This window comes from Cupriavidus sp. KB_39 (assembly GCF_052114485.1).
GTDB lineage: Bacteria > Pseudomonadota > Gammaproteobacteria > Burkholderiales > Burkholderiaceae > Cupriavidus.
Genome location: NZ_JBFREV010000008.1, coordinates 45,592 through 63,619, shown reverse-complemented (window position 1 = coordinate 63,619; position 18,028 = coordinate 45,592). Strand labels below are relative to the sequence as shown.

Here is an 18,028-nt window from a genome sequence, read left to right as displayed (position 1 = left end):
CCCGTCCCCCTCCCCATGACGCTCCATCTGTCCTCGATTTCGGCTGCATTGCTGGCCGACCTGCAAGCCGCCCGACCGCTGATGTGGACGAATCCGCASCGCAGCGCGGAGGCCGACGTCCAGACCGTGGTGGATGGACGGCGCATTAGTCTAGCTGATATGCGCGCGGCGCAGGCGCGGTTCGCCCGCTTCGCGCCGCTGCTGGTGCGGCTGTTCCCGGAGCTGGAGGCCAGCGCGGGGCGGATCGAATCCGATCTGCTGGGCGCGCCGGACATGCAACAGGCGCTCGGCCTGCCCACCCGCCACGGCTCGCTGTGGATCAAGGCCGACCACAGCCTGCCCATCGCCGGGTCGATCAAGGCGCGCGGCGGCATTCATGAGGTGCTCGAGTTCGCCGAGTCGCTGGCGCTGCGCCACGGGCTGGTCGATGTGGATGGCGACTACGGCGTGCTGGCCGACGCCCCCGCGCGCGCGCTGTTCGGCCGCTATCAGGTGGCGGTGGGCTCCACCGGCAACCTGGGCCTGAGCATCGGCGTGATGGCCTCGGCGCTGGGTTTCCGGGCGGCGGTGCATATGTCCGCCGACGCCAAGGCATGGAAAAAAGCGCGCCTGCGCGCGCGGGGCGTGGAGGTGGTCGAGCACACGGGCGACTACGCGGCGGCGGTGGCCGCTGGCCGGCGCGAGGCGGAGGGCGATCCGCACTGCTACTTCGTCGATGACGAGCGCTCGCTCTCGCTGCTGCTCGGCTACAGCGCTGCGGCGCTGCATCTGCACGATCAGCTCGAAGCGGCCGGCCTGCGCGTGGACGCGGACCATCCGCTGTTCGTCTACCTGCCGTGCGGCGTGGGCGGCGCGCCGGCTGGCATCGCCTTCGGGCTCTGGCAGTTGTATGGCCCGCACGTGCATGCGTGCTTTGTCGAGCCGACCCAGTCGCCGTGTTTCCTCGTGGAGATGCTGGCGCCCGGCGCCTCGGTCTATGACGTGGGCCTGACCAATCGCACCGAGGCCGATGGGCTGGCCGTGCCGCGCGCCTCCGAGCTGGCCGCGGAGGCCATGGGCCCGCTGCTGGCCGGGGTGTGCACGGTGCCGGACGAACGGCTGTTCCTGGACCTGCACCGGGTGCGCGAGACGGAAGGGCTGCGGATCGAGCCATCCGCCGCCGCCGGCTTCAGCGGGCCGCGCATGCTGACGGACAGCGCAGCCGGCCGCGCCTACCTCGCCCGGCACGGCCTGGACACGGTGATGCCGCAGGCCACCCATCTGGTGTGGACGACCGGCGGCCTGTTCGTGCCGCCGGACGAGTACGCCCGATTCGCCGAACGCGGCGCCGCCTACTCGGGCTGAATCCCCGCCAGCTTGATCATGCGCTGCCAGTTGCCTTGATCCTCGACGATGGCGCGGGCCAGCTGCGCGCCTGGCGCCGGGTAGGCATTGGTGCCGCGCTGGGCGTGGTGGGCGGCGGCTTCCGGCGAATTGACGAATTCGAGCGTCCAGGCCTGCAGCTTGTCCAGCACCTCGGGCGGCGTGCCCTTGGGCGCGAACAGGCCGGTCCAGCTCACCACGGTGATGGCCGGCAGGCCCGCTTCGGCCATGGTCGGCACATCGCCCATGATCGGCACGCGGCGGTCGCTCATCACGGCCAGCGCGCGCATCTTGCGTGATTCGATCATCGGCACGGCGGCGGAGATCTCCAGCACGGTGAAGTCCAGCGTGCCGCCGAGCAGGTCGGGCAGCAGGTTGGCCATGCCCTTGTAGGGCACGTCCTGGGTGCGGATGCCGGCGGCATCGTTGAAGGCGGCCAGCATCACGCGATAACCGGCGCTGCTGGTGCCGTAGTTGAGCGTGCCCGGCTTGGCGCGCGCGGCGGCGGTCAGGTCGGCCACGGTGCGGTAGGGCGAGTTTGCCGATACCACCAGCGCCACGGGCACGGTGGAGAGGCGCGCCACGGGCACGAAGTCGCGCGGGCTGTACGGCATCGACTTGAACAGGTAGGGGTTGGCCGCCATGGTGGAGGCCGACGCGAACAGCAGCGTGTAGCCGTCCGGTGCGGACTTGGCGACGTAGTCCGCCGCGATGATGGTGTTGGCGCCGGGCTTGTTCTCGACGATAAAGCTGCGCCCGGCCTTCTTGTGCAGGTATTTGGCGAGCAGGCGGGTGTAGTCGTCGATGCCGGTGCCGGCGCTGGTCACCGAGACGATCTTGACCGGCCGCTCGGGGTAAGCCTCGGCATGGGCGGGGGAGGGTGCCGTGGCGGGTAGGGCACCCAGCAGGATGGCGGCGGCCAGCCACCGCGTCGGGAAGGTATTGCGTAGCATTCCGGTCTCCGTGTCAGTGCAGTCGAGCGATGCGCGATCATGGCGCCGGAGGCCAGCTTCAGACCTCCCCGAGGCGGGGGGGCAGGGTCTGCCCGTGGTTTTGATCCTCGCCGTCATTCTCTTCCTTCCTCTCTCCCTTCCTGTTTCCCTTCCTCTTTCCCTTCAGGCCGTCAGCACCCGCAGGCCCGCAGGCGGCACGCTCGCGCGGAGTGCCCGGGCCGGCACGGTGCGCAGGCTATCGGTGGCGGTCTGGCGCACGCTGTCGTCGGCAGCCCAGACCATCAGCGGTGGCAGGGCGGTCTGCGCCACCACGCGCCGCCACATCGCCTCGGGAATCCAGTCCTCGCGCCGCTGCGCCGCCTTCACCAGCAGCTTCCAGCTCCGCTGGAACATCGGCGGGCCGGTCAGCGGGCCGAAGCGCCGCAGGCTCGCCGTCGCGCATTGCTGGCCGAGCGCGGCGACATCGGGATGGTGATCGCCCACCAGCTTGCGCAGGCGCGTCACCACCACATCGAGCCCGGACATGTCACGGCCCGGGTCGCGCTCCCGCTCCACCAGCAGCAGATGGCCGCCGATCATCCCGGCAATCGGGTTGGTGCAGTTGCGCAGCAGGATGTCCTCCAGCTCGGGGCTCAGGATGCGCCGCTCATCGGCCAGCGCCAGCCGGGCGGTCTCGATGATCTTCTCCAGCGTGGCATCGGGCTGCTGGTCTGGCCGCCGCATCATCAGCGACACCCGGGGCCGCGCGCTGGGCGCATGCTCGCCGGGCTGCGTGCGGCGCAGGACGTAGGCTTCCAGCCCCCACGATTCGCAGGCGATCAGGCTTTGTTCGATGACCGGGCCGTTGTCCACCTTCTGCCGCAGGTAGTAGGCGCCGGGCGTCACCGCCTGCACGGCGCAGGCGTGGGAGTCCGCATCGGTGTTGCGCGCGCTGCCGCGCTCCATGCTGATGACGAGGTTGTCGTCGGCRTCCACCACCTGCACGTCCCGCCAGGGCGCGATGTTCTGCTGGGGCACCTCGGCGCTGCTCGCCGCGCGCGCCATGACCATCAGCGTGGCCTGTTTGCCGTCGCCCTCGCTCTGCAGGCGCAGTGCGGTGGCCAGCGCCACCTGCCGGTCGCGCTCCTGGGCGCCGTCCTCCGGCAGGCCCACCGGCGGCAGCACCGACGAGGCGGGTTTGGCGATCTGCGCGACGGCCAGCGGCGGGCGGTCACTGTCGAGCAGGATCACGTGCTGCGCCAGGCTGCGCCCGATCCGCGTCTTGATCTTGAACAGCCCGAACGGCAGCGGCGTGGAGAGCTTCGACATGCCGTTGTCGACCAGCGAGAAGCGGCTGTCGATGACGAAGATCTCGGCGGCGGGGTCGGCCGGGTCGATGTCGAGCGGGAACATCGTGCCGTCGGCGGCCTGCGTGACGGGCGGGCCGGATGCCGTGATGGCAATCGACACATCGTTGGTCACGTCGAATCCCTGCCGCAGGCCGGCTTCGGCCACCTCCACCACGTACAGGCCCGGCGACAGGGGCAAGGTCATGGCGGGCTGCGCGGTCATCGCCTCCGCGCGGGGCGGCGTGCCAGACCACAGCCGCAGCGGCTTGCCGGCGGCCTCGGGCGGCAGGGTGAGCGTGACCGTGTAGCGCGGCGGCGCCACGCCGCGCGCGAAGATCAGGCCGGCATCCTCCTGCACGATCTCCGGCTCCTTGGCCACGTCGCCATCGCGCAGATGCGCCGGCGTCATGCGGGCGCAGAGGGCGTTGCGCAGCCAGTCCGCCAGGCTGCGCCCGGTGACGCGTCCGTTGGCGTCGGATGCCGCGCCGCGCAGCCCTTGCAGCAGCGCCCAGGTAAAGGCGCCGTGGATTTTGTCGCCATCTTCGGGAATGCCGATCTCGATGGCCTTGAGCGGGCGCTGCGCGGCGAAGGCGACGAACGTGGCCGCCGGCGGGTCCGTGGCCTGYACCGGGGAGAGCTGCGGGTCGCGCGGCTGCAGGAAGGAGACCCGGTTCATGCAGCAGTCCATCCACAGCACGAACTCGCGGAAGTAGCCGGCGTCCTGCAGCCAGCTCAGCCAGCCCGTGGCGTGTACGTTGAAGGTGCCGAGCGTGGCGCTGGCGTTGGCCGCGAACAGGCAGCCGCGTTCGCGGCCCGGCGAGAAGCCGTGGCCGGAGACGAAGATATACAGCCGGCGGCCCACCCGCAGCCCGCGCCGTTTGGCCTGGTTCTCCCGGGCGATGGCGTTGAGCCGGCCAAAGGCGGTTTCGATYTCGTCGGTGGTCGGCAGCGCGGTGTCGCCCGCCTCGGTCAGGCGGGACTTGATCACCTGGATCTGGTCCTCGCTGGCGAAGGCGCCGCCGTTGGGGTCCATCAGCCACGCCTTCACCGCATCGACATCGTTCGCGGGCCCGTGGAGATTCGCGTCCGCGCCCGGCTCGCCGAGCTGCGGGTAATGATTGATCCCGATCAGGATGGCTTGGTCGTCGGCATTCATGGCGCGGCGGGCAGGCCCTACTGCGGATAGGCCTGGCGGATGAAGTCCTTGTCCGACTCGGACAACGCCGAGTTCAWGCCGGCCGTCACGCCGTTCAGCGTCCAGGCGGGGGGGATCGGATACATCATGATCGAGCTCGGGTCCACCGCCGTGCCGGCCACGTCAGCGGCATTGAACGCCGCGAACATATTGTTTTCGATGGTGGCCTTGTCCCAGTTGTTCGGGGGGCCGGACAGATCCTTGATCACCTGCTCGCGGTTCCACTGGATGGCATTGAGCGGGTTCTGGTGCTCGTGGATCAGCCCGATGGCGTGGCCGAACTCGTGCAGSGTCACGCGCAGGATTTCGTCTTCCTCGGTGTCGTCGGTGAACCAGCCGTAGTTCATGGTYGGCTGSGGCGCCTGGATCAGSCGGGCGTCGGTGCCGATGAACGACCACGAGCCCTTGCCCTCCAGGAAGTCGATGCGGATGTCGGTCGGGCCGCTGTCCCGCACATCGAACTGGAGGTTGGCGAATTGCAGCCAGATATTGGCGGCGTYCATCACGCGGTCCTGGAGCGCGCGGGAGCCGGACAGGAAGCTGATGGTGAGTACCGTACCCGGCTGCCACCGTTTGCCGGTCAACATGGCAATCTTGCCGGGCACGCCGTTCGTCATCGGGAAGCCGGCGCAGAAACGCTTGTCGTTGCTCATGGTGCATGCTCCATTTTTGACTACAAAATCCCACCCACAAGGTTTGTGATAACCCCCACCGCCTTGGTGGCACGGTCGATCAGTTGCGACGCCTTGGTCAGGACGTCCGTGGCCTGGCGCATTTCGCCCGCCGTGCGCGTGAGGTCGCTGGTGATGCCTTCCAGCGTTTTCAGGCTGGCGCGCACTTCGTCCGATTCCAGGATGTCTTTCAGCCGCAGTTGCGCCAGCGTGTCGAGCTGATCGGTGATGTCGACCAGACTGGCCTGGAGGCTGTTGCGCTCGGCGTCCGTGGACGCGAGGCCGATGCGGCGCAGCAGCTCGCGCTGCGCCACGGTCAACGCGGTCAGGGTCTGGTCGCGGGCGGCGTTCAGGCGCGCGCGGGGGGATTCGGTCGATGGGCCGACCGGCTCGGGCGCGCCGAAGGCCATCGGGGCGGCGGCACTCGGCCCGGGGCGCTGGGGCGCCATGGGGGCGGTCGTCGCGCGCACGTCGCCCGGGATGACCCAGCCATCGGGCAGCGCCTTGCGGCGCCCGTCGAGGAACCAGGTGGCGTCGAACTGGTCCGAGCGCGCCACCATCAACACCAGCACCAGAAAGTAGGCGAAGAAGCCCACCGCGAGGCCCACGCCGTAGTAGCCGAACAGCGTGCCGCTGGCGCCGCCGAACAGCGCCGTCACGGCTGCGCCGCCAATCACGCCCAGCAGTGCGATGAGGTCGCTGAACTGCACGTCCCCCTTGCGGTAGCGATTGGTGAAGTACACGAACCAGCCCAGCACCACCCCAAACGCGAAGGCTCCACATTCGGCCATGTCTGTCTCCGATCAGCTCGCAAAGGCTTCCTGAACCGCGCGGGCTTTCTCGCGGAACGTCTTCAGGGCGGTGACCACGGCGGCCACCTGCCGGGTGTCGTCGTTGAGCGCCTGCGCCAGCGCCGCATGCGCCTTGACCATGTCGTCAGCCGCCGCGCGCGCGTTGGTGCGCCGGAGCGTTTCGATGGCATCCGTCTTCGCCTGCAAGGTCGTGAGGGCGGCCGTGTAGTCGTCCGGGCTCATCTTGGCGTTGATCTGGCCGGCCAGGGTCGTGCCCGCCAGCAGCAGCCCGTCGGCACGCGCCTTGCGCAGGGTGTCCAGCGCCTGCCCCATGGCATCGCCCAGCACGGCAACCGGCTCGTTGGCGGCGGTCACGCCGCGCTTGAGCATGTCGAAGCGCCGCTGGTTCAGCGTGGCCACGCCCACGCTGAACGCCAGCCCGGCAATCGCGCCGAACTCGYTCGGCAGCCCCACCTTGGCCGTGTTGGCCAGCCCGGCGAGCGAGCCGGTCAGCTTGGAATTCGCGGCCTCCAGCGCCTCCTGGTCCTGGGCGTTGGTGATGGCGGCGAGGGCATCGGCGTAGTCGCGCAGCGCGTGGATCAGCGGCGCGGCGGAGGTGGACTCGCGCGGGGCCGACTGGCGCGGCGCCATTGCCGGGTCGGCCGGCTGCAGGGCACAGGGCAGCGCGTTATCCGCCGCTGGGGCGGCCGAGACCGTGGCAGGCAGCGCGCAGCCGGGGCTCAGCGCCACGCGCGTGCGCGTTGGCGTCAGTTGTGTCTGCTGGATGACAGCCCGCTCCGCCGCCACGCCCTTGGTGCCGGACTGGTAGGCCGTGGCGAGGTCATTGACCCCGGCGCGGAAGCTCTCGACTTCGGACTTGTAGAGATAGGGCGAGCAGGCGGCGAGGCCGGCGCACAGGCAGGCGGCCAGCATGCCAAGCGGCGTGGATCTGCGCATGCTGGCTCCTTTGGCCGGGAATCTCATCAGGGATAGATGATAAAAATGCCAAAGGAAACATTTCTGTGTTCGGTGGCGAACGGAAGCAAATCGGCATGTGCGCTTTGCGGGGCCGGCCCGTGCGGACTTGTTCCGCCGTGTATCAATTCAAGTTCTGCCCAGCGGGTTTATCGGCACATGGCGCGCTCCTATAGTGGCTTCCAAGGAACCGCTGTATCGATATAGGAGCTTGATCATGACCGTCGAATCCAGACTCGCCGCGCGCGGCCTGACGCTGCCGCCGCCCCCGCAGCCGCTGGGCAGCTATACCGCCGTCAGCCGTGCCGGCGACCTGCTGTTCATCTCCGGCCAGCTGCCGTTGCAGGACGGCAAGGTGGTCTGGCAGGGCCAGGTCGGCAAGGACCTGACCGTGGCGCAGGGCCGGCAGGCGGCCGAGCTGGCCGCCCTGAACGTGCTGGCGCAGATCCACGCCCATCTGGGCGGGTTCGACCGGCTCGATCACATCGTCCGGCTGGAAGGGCATGTGACGAGCGCGCCGGGGTCGTTCGACCAGCCGGCGGTGCTCGACGGCGCGTCCGACCTCTTCGCCGAGGTGCTGGGCGAACGCGCCGGCCATGCCCGCGCCGCCTATTCCCAGACCCAGCAGCCCGGCAATGCGGCGGTGATCCTGGTGGTGATCGCGCAGGTCAAGGGCGCCTGACCGGGGATTTTGTCGGCGTGCCGCTACACCACGCCCCTGGCCCGCAGCGCGGCCACGTCCTGCGGGGCGAGTTGCAGGTAGTCGCGCAGGACCTCATCCGTATGCTGGCCCAGCGCCGGTGGCGCGTAGCGCAGCGTGGTGGGCGTGTCCGAGAGCCGCAGCGGGCTGGCGGTGGTGCGCACGCGGCTGACCGGGTCGCCGGCACGCGGTTCGTCGGCCCGATAGCGTTCCTGCTCGATCTGCAGGCCACGGTGCTGCACGTGCGGATCGGCGAACGCCTGCTCGACGTTGTTGATGGGGCCGCACGGCACGGACTTGGCTTCCAGCAGGCGGATCCAGTCGTTCGTGGGCTTGCCGCGCGTGACGGCGACCATCATCGGGATCAGCGTCTTGCGGTGGGTCACGCGGGCGCTGTTGGTGGCGAAGCGCGCGTCCGTCGCCCAGTCGACCTCGGCGGCCTCGCAGAAGCGGGCGAACTGGCCGTCGTTGCCGATGGCGAGCAGCATGTTGCCATCGGCTGTCGGGAAGTCCTGATAGGGCACCACGCTCGGATGCACATTGCCCTGCCGCGTGGGCACGTTGCCGGCGTTCAGGAAGCCGGCGCCCTGGTTGGCCAGCACCGCCATGGCGACGTCCAGCAGCGCCACGTCGATGCACTGGCCGCGCCCGGTGTGGTGGCGGGCTTCCAGCGCGCCGAGGATGGCCGTGGTGGCGTACATGCCGGTGAACAGGTCGATCACGGCCACGCCCACCTTCATCGGGCCGCCGCCGGGCTCGCCGTCCGCATGGCCGGTGATGCTCATCAGCCCGCTCATGGCCTGCACCAGCAGGTCGTAGCCGGGGCGGGCCGCGTACGGGCCGGTCTGGCCGAAGCCGGTGATCGAGCAGTAGATCAGGCGCGGATTCAGCGCGCTGAGCGTCTCGTAGTCGAGCCCGTAGCGCTTGAGGCCGCCGGTCTTGAAGTTCTCGACCACCACGTCGCTCTGCTTGGCCAGCTCGCGGATCATGGCCTGCCCGTCGGGCGTGGACATATCCACGGTCACCGAGCGCTTGTTGCGGTTGCACGCCGCGAAGTAGCTGGCCTGGGCGGTCGGGCCGTCATCGCCGGTAAGGTAGGGCGGGCCCCAGAGGCGGGTGTCGTCGCCTTCGGCCGGCTTCTCGATCTTGATGACGTCGGCGCCCATGTCGGCCAGGTTCTGGGTGCACCAGGGGCCGGCGAGCACGCGCGAGAGGTCCAGCACGCGCAGGTGGCTGAGGGCGCCGGTCTGCGGGGACGGGTGGGGYAGGTCGGGGTGGATCTGGGCTTGGGGTGTGGTCATGGGGCTCAGCCGTTGCGCGCGTCGCGRATCATGTTGCGGGCGATGATGACCTGCTGGATCTGCGTCGTGCCTTCGTAGAGGCGGAACAGGCGCACGTCGCGGTAGAAGCGCTCGATGCCGTACTCGGCGATATAGCCCGCGCCGCCCAGAATCTGCACCGCGCGGTCCGCCACGCGGCCGACCATTTCGGTGGCGAACAGCTTGCAGCAGGAGGCTTCGGTGGAGACGTTGCGGCCTTCGTCGCGGCGGCGTGCGGCGTCGATCACCATGCACTCGGCGGCGTAGAGTTCGGCCTGGCTGTCTGCCAGCATGGCCTGGATCAGCTGGAAGTCGCAGATCGGCTGGCCGAACTGCTGGCGCTCGACGGCGTAGTTGAGCGCATCCCGCAGCACGCGCTTTGCCACGCCCACGCTGACGGCCGAGATATGCAGGCGGCCCTTGTCCAGCACCTTCATGGCGGTCTTGAAGCCCTGGCCTTCCTTGAGCCCGATCAGGTTGGCAGCCGGCACGCGCACGTTCTCGAAGATCACGTCGCAGGTRTGGGCGCCTTTCTGGCCCATCTTCACGTCGCGCTTGCCGAAGCTGATGCCCGCCGACTTCGCATCGACGATAAAGGCYGAGACGCCGGCCGAGCCCTTGATCGACGGATCGGTGCGCGCCATCAGCGTGAACATGCCGGCCTGCGGCGCGTTGGTGATGAAGCGCTTGGTGCCGTTGACGACGTAGTCGTCGCCGTCCCGTACGGCGGAGGTGCGCAGCGAGCCGGCGTCCGAGCCGGCGTCCGGCTCGGTCAGCGCGAACGAGGCGAGGATCTCGCCCGTGGCCAGCCGGGGCAGCCAGGCGGCCTGCTGCTCGGGCGTGCCATCCATCAGAATGCCCTGCGAGCCGATGCCGACCGTGGTGCCCAGCAGCGAGCGGAAGGCCGGCGCGGTCTGGCACAGCTCCATCACCACGCGGGCCTCTTCCTCCATGGTCAGTTCCAGGCCGCCGAAGCGCTCGGGAATGGTCATGCCGAACAGGCCCATCTCGCGCATGTCCTGCACGATGTCCTGGGGGATTTCGTCGGTCTCGGCCACGAGTGCCTCGGCCGGGACCAGCCGCTCGCGCACAAAGCGGCGCACGCTGTCGAGCAGGGCTTCGAGGGTGTCGTTATCGCGGATCATGGTTGGTCGTCCTTTGCTTCGTCTCGGTCAGTCAAGTGTCACGCCCTGCAGCACGCTGGCCCATTGGGTGCGTTCGCGTGCGGCGGTGTTGACGAGATCCTCGGTGGTGCCGTTCCACTGCTCGTAGCCCAGTTCGGCGTAGCGCTTGCGCAGGTCCGGGTCGGCCACGGCGTGCTTCACGGCGGCGGTCAGCTTCTGGGTGACCTCGGGCGTCAGGCCCTTGGGCGCGTAGACGGCGTACCAGCCGCCGGCCTCGTAGTCCTTCAGGCCGGCAATGCCGGATTCGCGGAAGGTGGGCACGTTGGGCAGCGCCGGGCTGCGGTTGGGCGAGCCCACGGCGATGGCGCGGACCTTGCCGCCGTTCACGTAGCCGCTGGCGGTGCTGATGATGTCGAACAGCATGTCGATCTGGCCGCCGATGGTGTCCGTCATGGCCGGCGCGTTGCCCTTGTACGGGATGTGGTTCAGCTCGACATTGGCCTGCCGGGCGAACAGCGCGGCGGCCACGTGGTTGGAGCTGCCCACGCCCGACGATCCGTAGCTGAGCTTGCCCGGATGGGCCTTGGCGTAGCTGACCAGTTCCTTGGTGGAGGTGAACGGCTCGCTGTTGTTGACCACCAGCATGTTGTAGTAGCGGGCCACCGGGGCGATCGGCGTGAGGTCCTTGGCCGGATCGAACGGCATGCGCTTCATGATGTTGGGGGCGACCGTGATGCCGGCGCTGGCCGCGAACCACAGCGTGTTGCCGTCGGYCTTGGCGCGCACGACCTCGTGGCCGGCCAGCGTGGCGTTGGCGCCGGGCTTGTTGTCCACCACCACCGTGGCGTTGAGGGCCTTGCCGAGCGCGGCGGCGAACAGCCGCGCGCCCTGGTCAGCCGGGCCGCCGGCCGCGTAGCCCACCACGAGGCGGACCGGCGGGTTGGACTGGGCCATGGCRGCGCCCGCGCCCAGCACGGCGGCGCCAACGATCAGGCCCGAAAGCAAGGTCCGTCGAAATGATGTGTGCATGGTTGTCTCCTTCATCCTTCTTGTTGTCAGTAGCGCTCGAAAACGGCCGCAATGCCCTGGCCGCCGCCGATGCACATGGTTTCCAGGCCGTAGCGGCCGCCCCGGCGTTGCAGTTCGTGCAGCAGCGTGGTCAGGATGCGCACGCCCGTGGCGCCAATCGGATGGCCGAGCGAAATGCCCGAGCCGTTGACGTTGAGCTTGCTGTCGATCTCGCCCTGGTCCTGCCAGTTCCAGCCCTTCAGCACGGCCAGCACCTGGCAGGCGAAGGCTTCGTTGAGTTCGACCAGATCCATCTGGTCCAGCCGCAGGTTCAGGCGRGCCAGCAGCTTCTTCACGGCCGGCACCGGGCCGATGCCCATGTGCGAGGGCTCGCAGCCGGCGGCGGCCCAGCCCACCAGCGTGGCCATCGGCGTCAGGCCCAGTTCGGCCAGCTTGTCTTCGGCCACGATCAGGCAGGCGGCGGAGGCGTCGTTCTGCTGGCTGGCATTGCCGGCGGTCACGGTGCCGCCCGGCATCAGCGCGCGCAGCTTGCCGAGGGATTCGGTGGTGGATTCCGGGCGATAGCCCTCGTCACGCGCGAAGCGCAGGGCCTCGCCCTTGCGCTGCGGTACGGAGACGGGAACGATCTCGGCGTCGAAGCGGCCGGCTTCCCACGCGGCGGCGGCGCGCTGGTGGCTGCGCAGCGCGAAGGCGTCCGCGGCTTCGCGGCTGATGCCGTAGTCGCGCGCCAGGTTCTCGGCGGTTTCGATCATCCCGGAGATYTCGCCGAAGCGGGACACCGGCTGGGAGCGYTCGCGGCCCCGGTCGAGCCGGTCGTAGAAGCGGACGTTGCCCGAGCGCGCGCCCCAGCGCATRTCGGTGGTGTAGTACTCGATATTGCTCATGCTCTCCACGCCGCCCGCGATGACCACGTCGGCGGCGCCGCTCTGCACCATCATCGACGCCGTGACCACGGCCTGCAAGCCGCCCCCGCAGCGGCGGTCGAGCTGCATGCCCGGCACATCCACCGGCAGGCCGGCCTGCAGCGCGGCCCAGCGGCCCACGCAGGGGACTTCGCTGTTGGCGTAGGACTGGGCGAACACCACATCGTCGATGCGCGCGGGGTCGATGCCGCTGCGYTCCACCACGGCACGCACGGTGGTGGCGGCCAGTTCCTCGACGGGCACCGGGCGCAGGCTGCCGCCGAAGGTGCCAACCGGGGTGCGGACGGGGGTAACGATTGCGGCTCTGCGCATGGTGGGTCTCCTGTGGATCTGGTCTGGGATGGAAATCGGTGGGAATCGATAGGAATCGATAGCAATCAGGCGGCGGCCGGCACGGTGACGAACGCGGCGCCGCACTGGCGCAGCAGTGCGTGGGCCTGGCGGTCCAGCGCCTCGCGGTGTTCCGGCGCGGCGATGTCGATCATGCGGCGCACGCGCTGCGACAGCGGCAGCCCGCGCAGGTCGGCCACGCCGTATTCGGTGACGATGAGCCCGGCGTCCGATCTGGCCGTGCTGACCGGTCCGGATAGCTGCGCGACGATGCGGCTGGCGCCCTTCGCGGTCGCCGGCAGCGCGATGATCGGCAGGCCGCCGTGGCTGCGCGCGGCACCGCGCAGGAAGTCCGCGGCGCCGCCCACGGCGCCCATGTAGACGCCGCCGGCYACCTCGGCATTGATCTGGCCGGTCAGGTCCACCTCGATGGCGCCGTTGATGGCCGCCAGCTTGTGCTGGCGCGCCAGTACCTCGGGATCGTGGGTGTAGGTGGTTTCGCGCAGCTGCAGCAGCGGGTTGCGATGTGCCCAGCGGCGCAGGCGCTCGCTGCCCATCAGGATGCCGCCGATGCCGACGCCGGTATCGACAGTCTTGCGTGCGTGCGTCAGCGCCCCGGACTCGGCCAGCGCCACCACGCCATCGCCCACGGCGCCGCTGTGCAGGCCCAGGTCACGGTGGCCGTGCAGCGCCGCCAGCACCGCTTCGGGCAGGTTGCCGATGCCCATCTGCAGCGTGGCGCCGTCCTCGATCCGGCCGGCGATGTGGCGGGCAATCGCCAGTTCCACCTCGGAGGGCGCGCCGCGTTCGAGGTCGATTGGCGCATATTGCGCATCGACGGTCAGGGCGATGTCGTCGGCGGTCAGGTAGCGGCTGCCATGGGTCCACGGGACGTCCGGGTTGACCTCGGCGATGATCACGCGTGCCCGATCCAGCACGGCGGGGAGGTATTCGTGCACCAGCCCGAGGCTATGGCGGCCCTCCGTGTCGGCGGGGGAGACCTGCACCAGCGCCACGTCCACCGGCAGCGTGCCGGACCGGATCAGCCCGGGCAGGTGGGAGTAATGGCWCGGCACGATGTCCAGCAGGCCGGCGCGGGCCAGTTGGCGGTGCGGGCCGCTGGCGGCGTAGCCGAAGAAGTCGATCACATCGGACTGGTCCGGCCGGAGCGTGTCTGACTGGCCGATGCCGACGAAGACACCCAGCCGCCCACCCTGGGCGATGGCGTGCCGATGGGCCACCAGCGCCCGCGTGAGCGTCAGCGGCTCGGCGGTGGCCTGGCCCCACCAGATGCGGTCGCCGGGGCGGATCAGGGCGCGCAGCGCGGCGGCCAGCGAGTGGGCATCCGAGTGGGCATCCATTTCCGGCGTGTCTCCTGTTTGTCATTTTTTGGTATGGGCTGGAGCATGTTGGCATTTGCGCGCCGGCGCTATTTGAGAATGCCAATGGCGGACTTCGCCTGTTGCGAAATCAGCGTGCCGGYGCGGGTTGGCRGGCTGCCTGGCGGGCTGCCTTCTGCTCCGGCAAAGGCCCGGTTCCGCAAACGTTGATTGCGCCACACGCCAAACCTCGCGAGCATGGCAACGCCAACAAAAGCGGGAGACGCGCCATGATCGAACAGACCCAATCGAATAACTTCCAGGAAATCCGGGACGCCGTGCGCAGCCTCTGCGCGGAGTTCCCCGACGAGTACTTCCGCAAGATCGACGAGCAGCGGGCCTACCCGGAAGCCTTCGTCAACGCGCTGACCGACGCCGGCTGGCTGGCGGCGCTGATTCCGCAGGAATATGGCGGCTCGGGGCTTGGCCTGACGGAAGCGTCGGTGATCATGGAGGAGATCAACCGATGCGGCGGCAACTCGGGCGCCTGCCACGGCCAGATGTACAACATGGGCACGCTGCTGCGCCACGGCTCGGACGCGCAGAAGCAGAAGTACCTGCCGAAGATCGCCTCGGGCGAGTGGCGCCTGCAGTCCATGGGCGTGACCGAGCCGACTACCGGCACCGACACCACCAAGATCAAGACCCGGGCCATCAAGAAGGACGGCCGCTACGTGGTCAATGGCCAGAAGGTGTGGATCAGCCGCGTGCAGCACAGCGACTTCATGATCCTGCTGGCGCGCACCACGCCGCTGGACGAGGTGAAGAAGAAGAGCGAAGGCATGTCGATCTTCCTGGTGGACCTGCACGAGGCCCAGAAGAAGGGCATGGTGGTGCGCCCGATCCCGAACATGGTCAACCACGAGACCAACGAGCTGTTCTTCGAGGACCTGGAGATCCCCGAGGAGAACCTGATCGGCGAGGAAGGCAAGGGCTTCAAGTACATCCTCGACGGCCTGAACGCCGAGCGTACGCTGATCGCCGCCGAGTGCATCGGCGACGGCTACTGGTTCATGGACCGCGTGACCAAGTACGTGACCGAGCGCCAGGTCTTCGACCGGCCCATCGGGCGGAATCAGGGCGTGCAGTTCCCGATTGCCGAGTCGTTCATCGAACTGGAAGCCGCCAACCTGATGCGCTGGAAGGCCTGCGAACTSTACGACGCGCACGCGGCGATGGGCGCGCAGGCCAATATGGCCAAGTACCTGGCCGCCAAGGCGAGCTGGGAGGCGGCCAACGTGTGCCTGCAGTTCCACGGCGGCTTCGGCTTCGCCTGCGAGTACGACATCGAGCGCAAGTTCCGCGAGACGCGCCTCTATCAGGTGGCGCCGATCTCCACGAATCTGATCTACTCCTATGTGGCGGAGCACATCCTGGGCCTGCCGCGCTCGTTCTGAGCGGCAATCGACCTTGTCCGTTGCACGCCAGATGCACCGCCCCTACACTGGCGGCACTCAAGCCAAAGCCAGCCTTCATTGATCGAGGAAGACCCAGACATGTGTTCGGACCGAACCCCCGCCCAACGCATCAGCGACATCCCCCGTCACTGGGCGCTCGCCACGCCTGACCGCCCGGCGGTGGTGGAGGAAGGGCGCGCCGTGTCTTATGGCGAACTCTGGGCCGATATCGAGGCCGCGCAGCAGTACCTGCGCACGCAGGGCGTGGCCGGCGGCGACCGGGTGATGATCGTCGCCGAGAACTCGCTGTCCGTGGTGACGCTGCTGTTCGCGCTGTCGGAGATCGGCGCGTGGCCGGTGGTGGTCAATGCGCGGCTGTCCGAGCGGGAGGTGGAGGTCATCCGCGCGCATTGCCGGCCCCGGCTGATGCTGTTCACCCATGGCGCCTCGCCCGATGCCCTGCGGCACGGCGTGACCTACCGCGCCCGGGAAACCGCGCCGCCGGGCCTGGGCCCGCTGATGGCCGGCGCGGTGGACCCKACCAGCGAGCGCGTGCCTGAGGCACTGGCGCAGGAAGTGGCGGCGCTGATCTACACCTCGGGCACCACCGGCCAGCCGAAGGGGGTGATGGTGTCGCATCGCGGCCTGCTGCACTTCGCGCGGGTCACCGTGGCGTCGCGGCGCATGGCGCCGGACGACTGCGCCTACGCGGTCATGCCGATGTCGCACATCTTCGGCATGGGCACGGTGCTGCTCGCCACCTTCCAGGCGGGCGCCAGCCTGTACCTGTCGTCCCGCTTCAATGCGGCCGATGTGACGCAGGCCATCGAAGCCGGGTCGATTTCGATCCTGCAAGGCGTGCCGACGATGTTCCACCGCATCCTCGCCCATCTGCGGGCGGCCGGGGTGCAACGGCTGGCCTCCACCCGGCTGCGCTATTTGTATACCGGCGGCGGGCCGCTCGACCCCACGCTCAAGCAGGAAGTGGAGGGCATGTTCGGCCAGCCGCTGCATCAYGGCTACGGCATGACCGAGTACGCCGGCTCGCTGTTCGTCACCCATATGGATCGCCCGCGCACCGATTGCGCGGCGGGGGAGATCGTGGAAGGGGCCGAAGTGCGGTTGATCGGCGCGGATGGCCAGCCGGTGGAGACGGGCACGCCGGGCGAAATCTGGGTCCGGGGGCCGGGCGTCATGCTTGGCTACTATCTCGCGCCGGAACTGACCAGGCAGGTCATCAGCGAGGACGGCTGGCTCAATACCGGCGATATCGGCCGGCTCGGGCCGGACGGCGCGCTATACATCGTCGGCCGGACCAAGGACCTGATCATCCGCTCGGGCTTCAATGTCTATCCGATCGAGGTGGAGTCGGTGCTGAACGCCCATCCGGCGGTGCTGGTGTCGGCGGTGGTCGGCGTGCCGACGTCGGACGGCAACGAGGAAGTGGTGGCCTTCGTCGAGATCAAGGAAGGGGAAGCCTTCGATGCCGATGCGCTGCGTGCCTTCGTGATGGATCGGCTGTCGCCCTACAAGCGGCCGGAGCGCTACCTGCGCCTGGGCGCGATTCCGAAGACRGCCAGCGGCAAGCTGCTCAAGCACCAGCTGCGGGAAATGCTGGCCGTGCAGGGGTAGGCGCCCGCCGCCACGTTAGTCCTGGCGGCCCTGGCCGTCCTCGACCAGCAGATCGACCAGCTTGCGGGCGAACAGCGGCAGCGCCGCCAGATCCGCCACGCAGATCTGGAGCCGGCGCTCCGCCCAGTCGTCCTCAAGCTGGACAATGCTCAGCGCCATCGACTTGGCGTGCCGGACGGCCGTGCTCTCCGGCAGCACGCCAATGCCCACGTTCGCCTCGATCATCCGGCAGGCCGTCTCGAAATTGCTGACCTGCACCCGCCAGCGCAGCGAGCGCTGGAGGTCAGCGGCGGCGCCTTGCAGGAAGGTATGGATGGCGCTGGCCTCGGGCAGGCCGATGATGTCGWACTTCAGCGCCTCGATGAAGCCCACGCGCTTGCGCTGCGCCAGCGGGTGGCTGAGTGCCACCGCCAGCACGAGGCGGTCATTCCGGTAGGGCATCATCTCCACCCCTTCGGCACGGAGATTCCCCGCGACGATGCCGATATCGACGGCGCCTTCCTGCACCGCACGCAGAATGTGCGGACTGAGGCGCTCCTGCATGTCGATCGTCACATCAGGATGATTCACCAGATAGGTCCGCAGCACGGCGGGCAGGTACTCGCTCATCGCCGTGGTATTGGCGAACACGCGCACATGGCCCTTCACGCCGGACGCGTACTCCTGAAGGTCGCCACTGAGCTGTTCGAGCTGGCGAATCACGCGCCGCGCATGGGCCAGCAGCGTCTCCCCGGCGCCGGTGACCTTCACCCCATGGCTGCTCCGGCTCAGCAGCTTCACGCCTACGTGTTCCTCCAGATTCTTGATCCGGGTACTGGCCGCCGCGAGCGAGAGGTGGGAGCGTTCGGCGCCGCGAGTGAGGCTGCTGGCCTCCGCGATATGGGTGAAAAGCTTCAGGTCAACGAGATCAAAGCGCACGA

The 18,028-nt window shown here is 68.9% G+C and carries 15 protein-coding genes; 4 read left to right on the top strand and 11 right to left on the bottom strand.

Features of this window, described 5'->3' with window-relative positions:
- Window positions 1-15: 15 nt before the first annotated feature.
- Window positions 16-1,344 carry a D-serine ammonia-lyase gene (locus tag AB4Z27_RS08555; RefSeq protein ID WP_441644252.1) on the top strand — a complete coding sequence of 443 codons (1,329 nt, stop codon included), beginning with the start codon at window positions 16-18 and terminating at the stop codon, window positions 1,342-1,344.
- Here the strand turns inward: AB4Z27_RS08555 and AB4Z27_RS08550 are convergent.
- The 5 genes from AB4Z27_RS08550 to AB4Z27_RS08530 form a co-directional block, all read right to left on the bottom strand.
- Window positions 1,332-2,315 carry a Bug family tripartite tricarboxylate transporter substrate binding protein gene (locus AB4Z27_RS08550; RefSeq protein WP_441644251.1) on the bottom strand — a complete coding sequence of 328 codons (984 nt, stop codon included), beginning with the start codon at window positions 2,313-2,315 and terminating at the stop codon, window positions 1,332-1,334. The genes AB4Z27_RS08555 and AB4Z27_RS08550 overlap by 13 nt on opposite strands.
- 162 nt (window positions 2,316-2,477) lie before the next feature.
- Window positions 2,478-4,799, bottom strand: coding sequence for a caspase family protein (locus AB4Z27_RS08545; protein WP_441644250.1), 2,322 nt, complete (start codon window positions 4,797-4,799; stop codon window positions 2,478-2,480).
- Window positions 4,800-4,816: 17 nt separating this feature from the next.
- Window positions 4,817-5,491, bottom strand: a complete 675-nt coding sequence (locus AB4Z27_RS08540) for a matrixin family metalloprotease (protein WP_441644249.1) — start codon at window positions 5,489-5,491, stop codon at window positions 4,817-4,819.
- 20 nt (window positions 5,492-5,511) lie between these two features.
- Window positions 5,512-6,300 carry a hypothetical protein gene (locus AB4Z27_RS08535; RefSeq protein ID WP_441592919.1) on the bottom strand — a complete coding sequence of 263 codons (789 nt, stop codon included), beginning with the start codon at window positions 6,298-6,300 and terminating at the stop codon, window positions 5,512-5,514.
- Window positions 6,301-6,312: 12 nt separating this feature from the next.
- Window positions 6,313-7,257 (bottom strand): hypothetical protein, encoded by a 945-nt coding sequence (locus AB4Z27_RS08530; protein ID WP_441644248.1) that lies wholly within the window; start codon window positions 7,255-7,257, stop codon window positions 6,313-6,315.
- Between the two features lie 235 nt (window positions 7,258-7,492).
- On the opposite strand from AB4Z27_RS08530, the gene AB4Z27_RS08525 reads away from it, so the two are divergent.
- The gene (locus tag AB4Z27_RS08525; RefSeq protein WP_441592920.1) at window positions 7,493-7,957 is read left to right on the top strand and encodes a RidA family protein; all 465 of its coding nucleotides are present in this window, start codon (window positions 7,493-7,495) and stop codon (window positions 7,955-7,957) included.
- A 23-nt stretch (window positions 7,958-7,980) separates the two neighbouring features.
- On the opposite strand, the gene AB4Z27_RS08520 is transcribed toward AB4Z27_RS08525, so the two are convergent.
- The 5 genes from AB4Z27_RS08520 to AB4Z27_RS08500 all read right to left on the bottom strand — a co-directional run bounded on the left by AB4Z27_RS08520 (window position 7,981) and on the right by AB4Z27_RS08500 (window position 14,061).
- Window positions 7,981-9,276 (bottom strand): CaiB/BaiF CoA transferase family protein, encoded by a 1,296-nt coding sequence (locus AB4Z27_RS08520; protein WP_441592921.1) that lies wholly within the window; start codon window positions 9,274-9,276, stop codon window positions 7,981-7,983.
- 5 nt (window positions 9,277-9,281) lie between these two features.
- Entirely contained in the window at window positions 9,282-10,439 is a 1,158-nt protein-coding gene (locus tag AB4Z27_RS08515) for an acyl-CoA dehydrogenase family protein (RefSeq protein ID WP_092297308.1), read from the bottom strand.
- 27 nt (window positions 10,440-10,466) lie between these two features.
- Window positions 10,467-11,447 carry a Bug family tripartite tricarboxylate transporter substrate binding protein gene (locus AB4Z27_RS08510; RefSeq protein ID WP_441644247.1) on the bottom strand — a complete coding sequence of 327 codons (981 nt, stop codon included), beginning with the start codon at window positions 11,445-11,447 and terminating at the stop codon, window positions 10,467-10,469.
- Window positions 11,448-11,473: 26 nt separating this feature from the next.
- The gene (locus AB4Z27_RS08505) at window positions 11,474-12,682 is read right to left on the bottom strand and encodes an acetyl-CoA C-acetyltransferase (RefSeq protein WP_441644246.1); all 1,209 of its coding nucleotides are present in this window, start codon (window positions 12,680-12,682) and stop codon (window positions 11,474-11,476) included.
- A 65-nt stretch (window positions 12,683-12,747) separates the two neighbouring features.
- Window positions 12,748-14,061: an acetyl-CoA hydrolase/transferase family protein gene (locus AB4Z27_RS08500; RefSeq protein ID WP_441644245.1), complete on the bottom strand. Its 1,314-nt coding sequence runs from the start codon at window positions 14,059-14,061 to the stop codon at window positions 12,748-12,750.
- Between the two features lie 248 nt (window positions 14,062-14,309).
- Between AB4Z27_RS08500 and AB4Z27_RS08495 the strand changes: the two genes are divergently transcribed.
- Together AB4Z27_RS08495 and AB4Z27_RS08490 are read left to right on the top strand one after the other, a co-directional pair.
- Complete coding sequence (locus AB4Z27_RS08495) at window positions 14,310-15,476, top strand: acyl-CoA dehydrogenase family protein (RefSeq protein WP_441592924.1); 1,167 nt, start codon at window positions 14,310-14,312, stop codon at window positions 15,474-15,476.
- Window positions 15,477-15,575: 99 nt separating this feature from the next.
- Complete coding sequence (locus AB4Z27_RS08490) at window positions 15,576-17,108, top strand: class I adenylate-forming enzyme family protein (RefSeq protein WP_441644244.1); 1,533 nt, start codon at window positions 15,576-15,578, stop codon at window positions 17,106-17,108.
- A gap of 15 nt (window positions 17,109-17,123) precedes the next feature.
- Here the strand turns inward: AB4Z27_RS08490 and AB4Z27_RS08485 are convergent, their stop codons facing one another.
- Window positions 17,124-18,026, bottom strand: coding sequence for a LysR substrate-binding domain-containing protein (locus tag AB4Z27_RS08485; RefSeq protein ID WP_441644243.1), 903 nt, complete (start codon window positions 18,024-18,026; stop codon window positions 17,124-17,126).
- Window positions 18,027-18,028 lie beyond the last annotated feature (2 nt).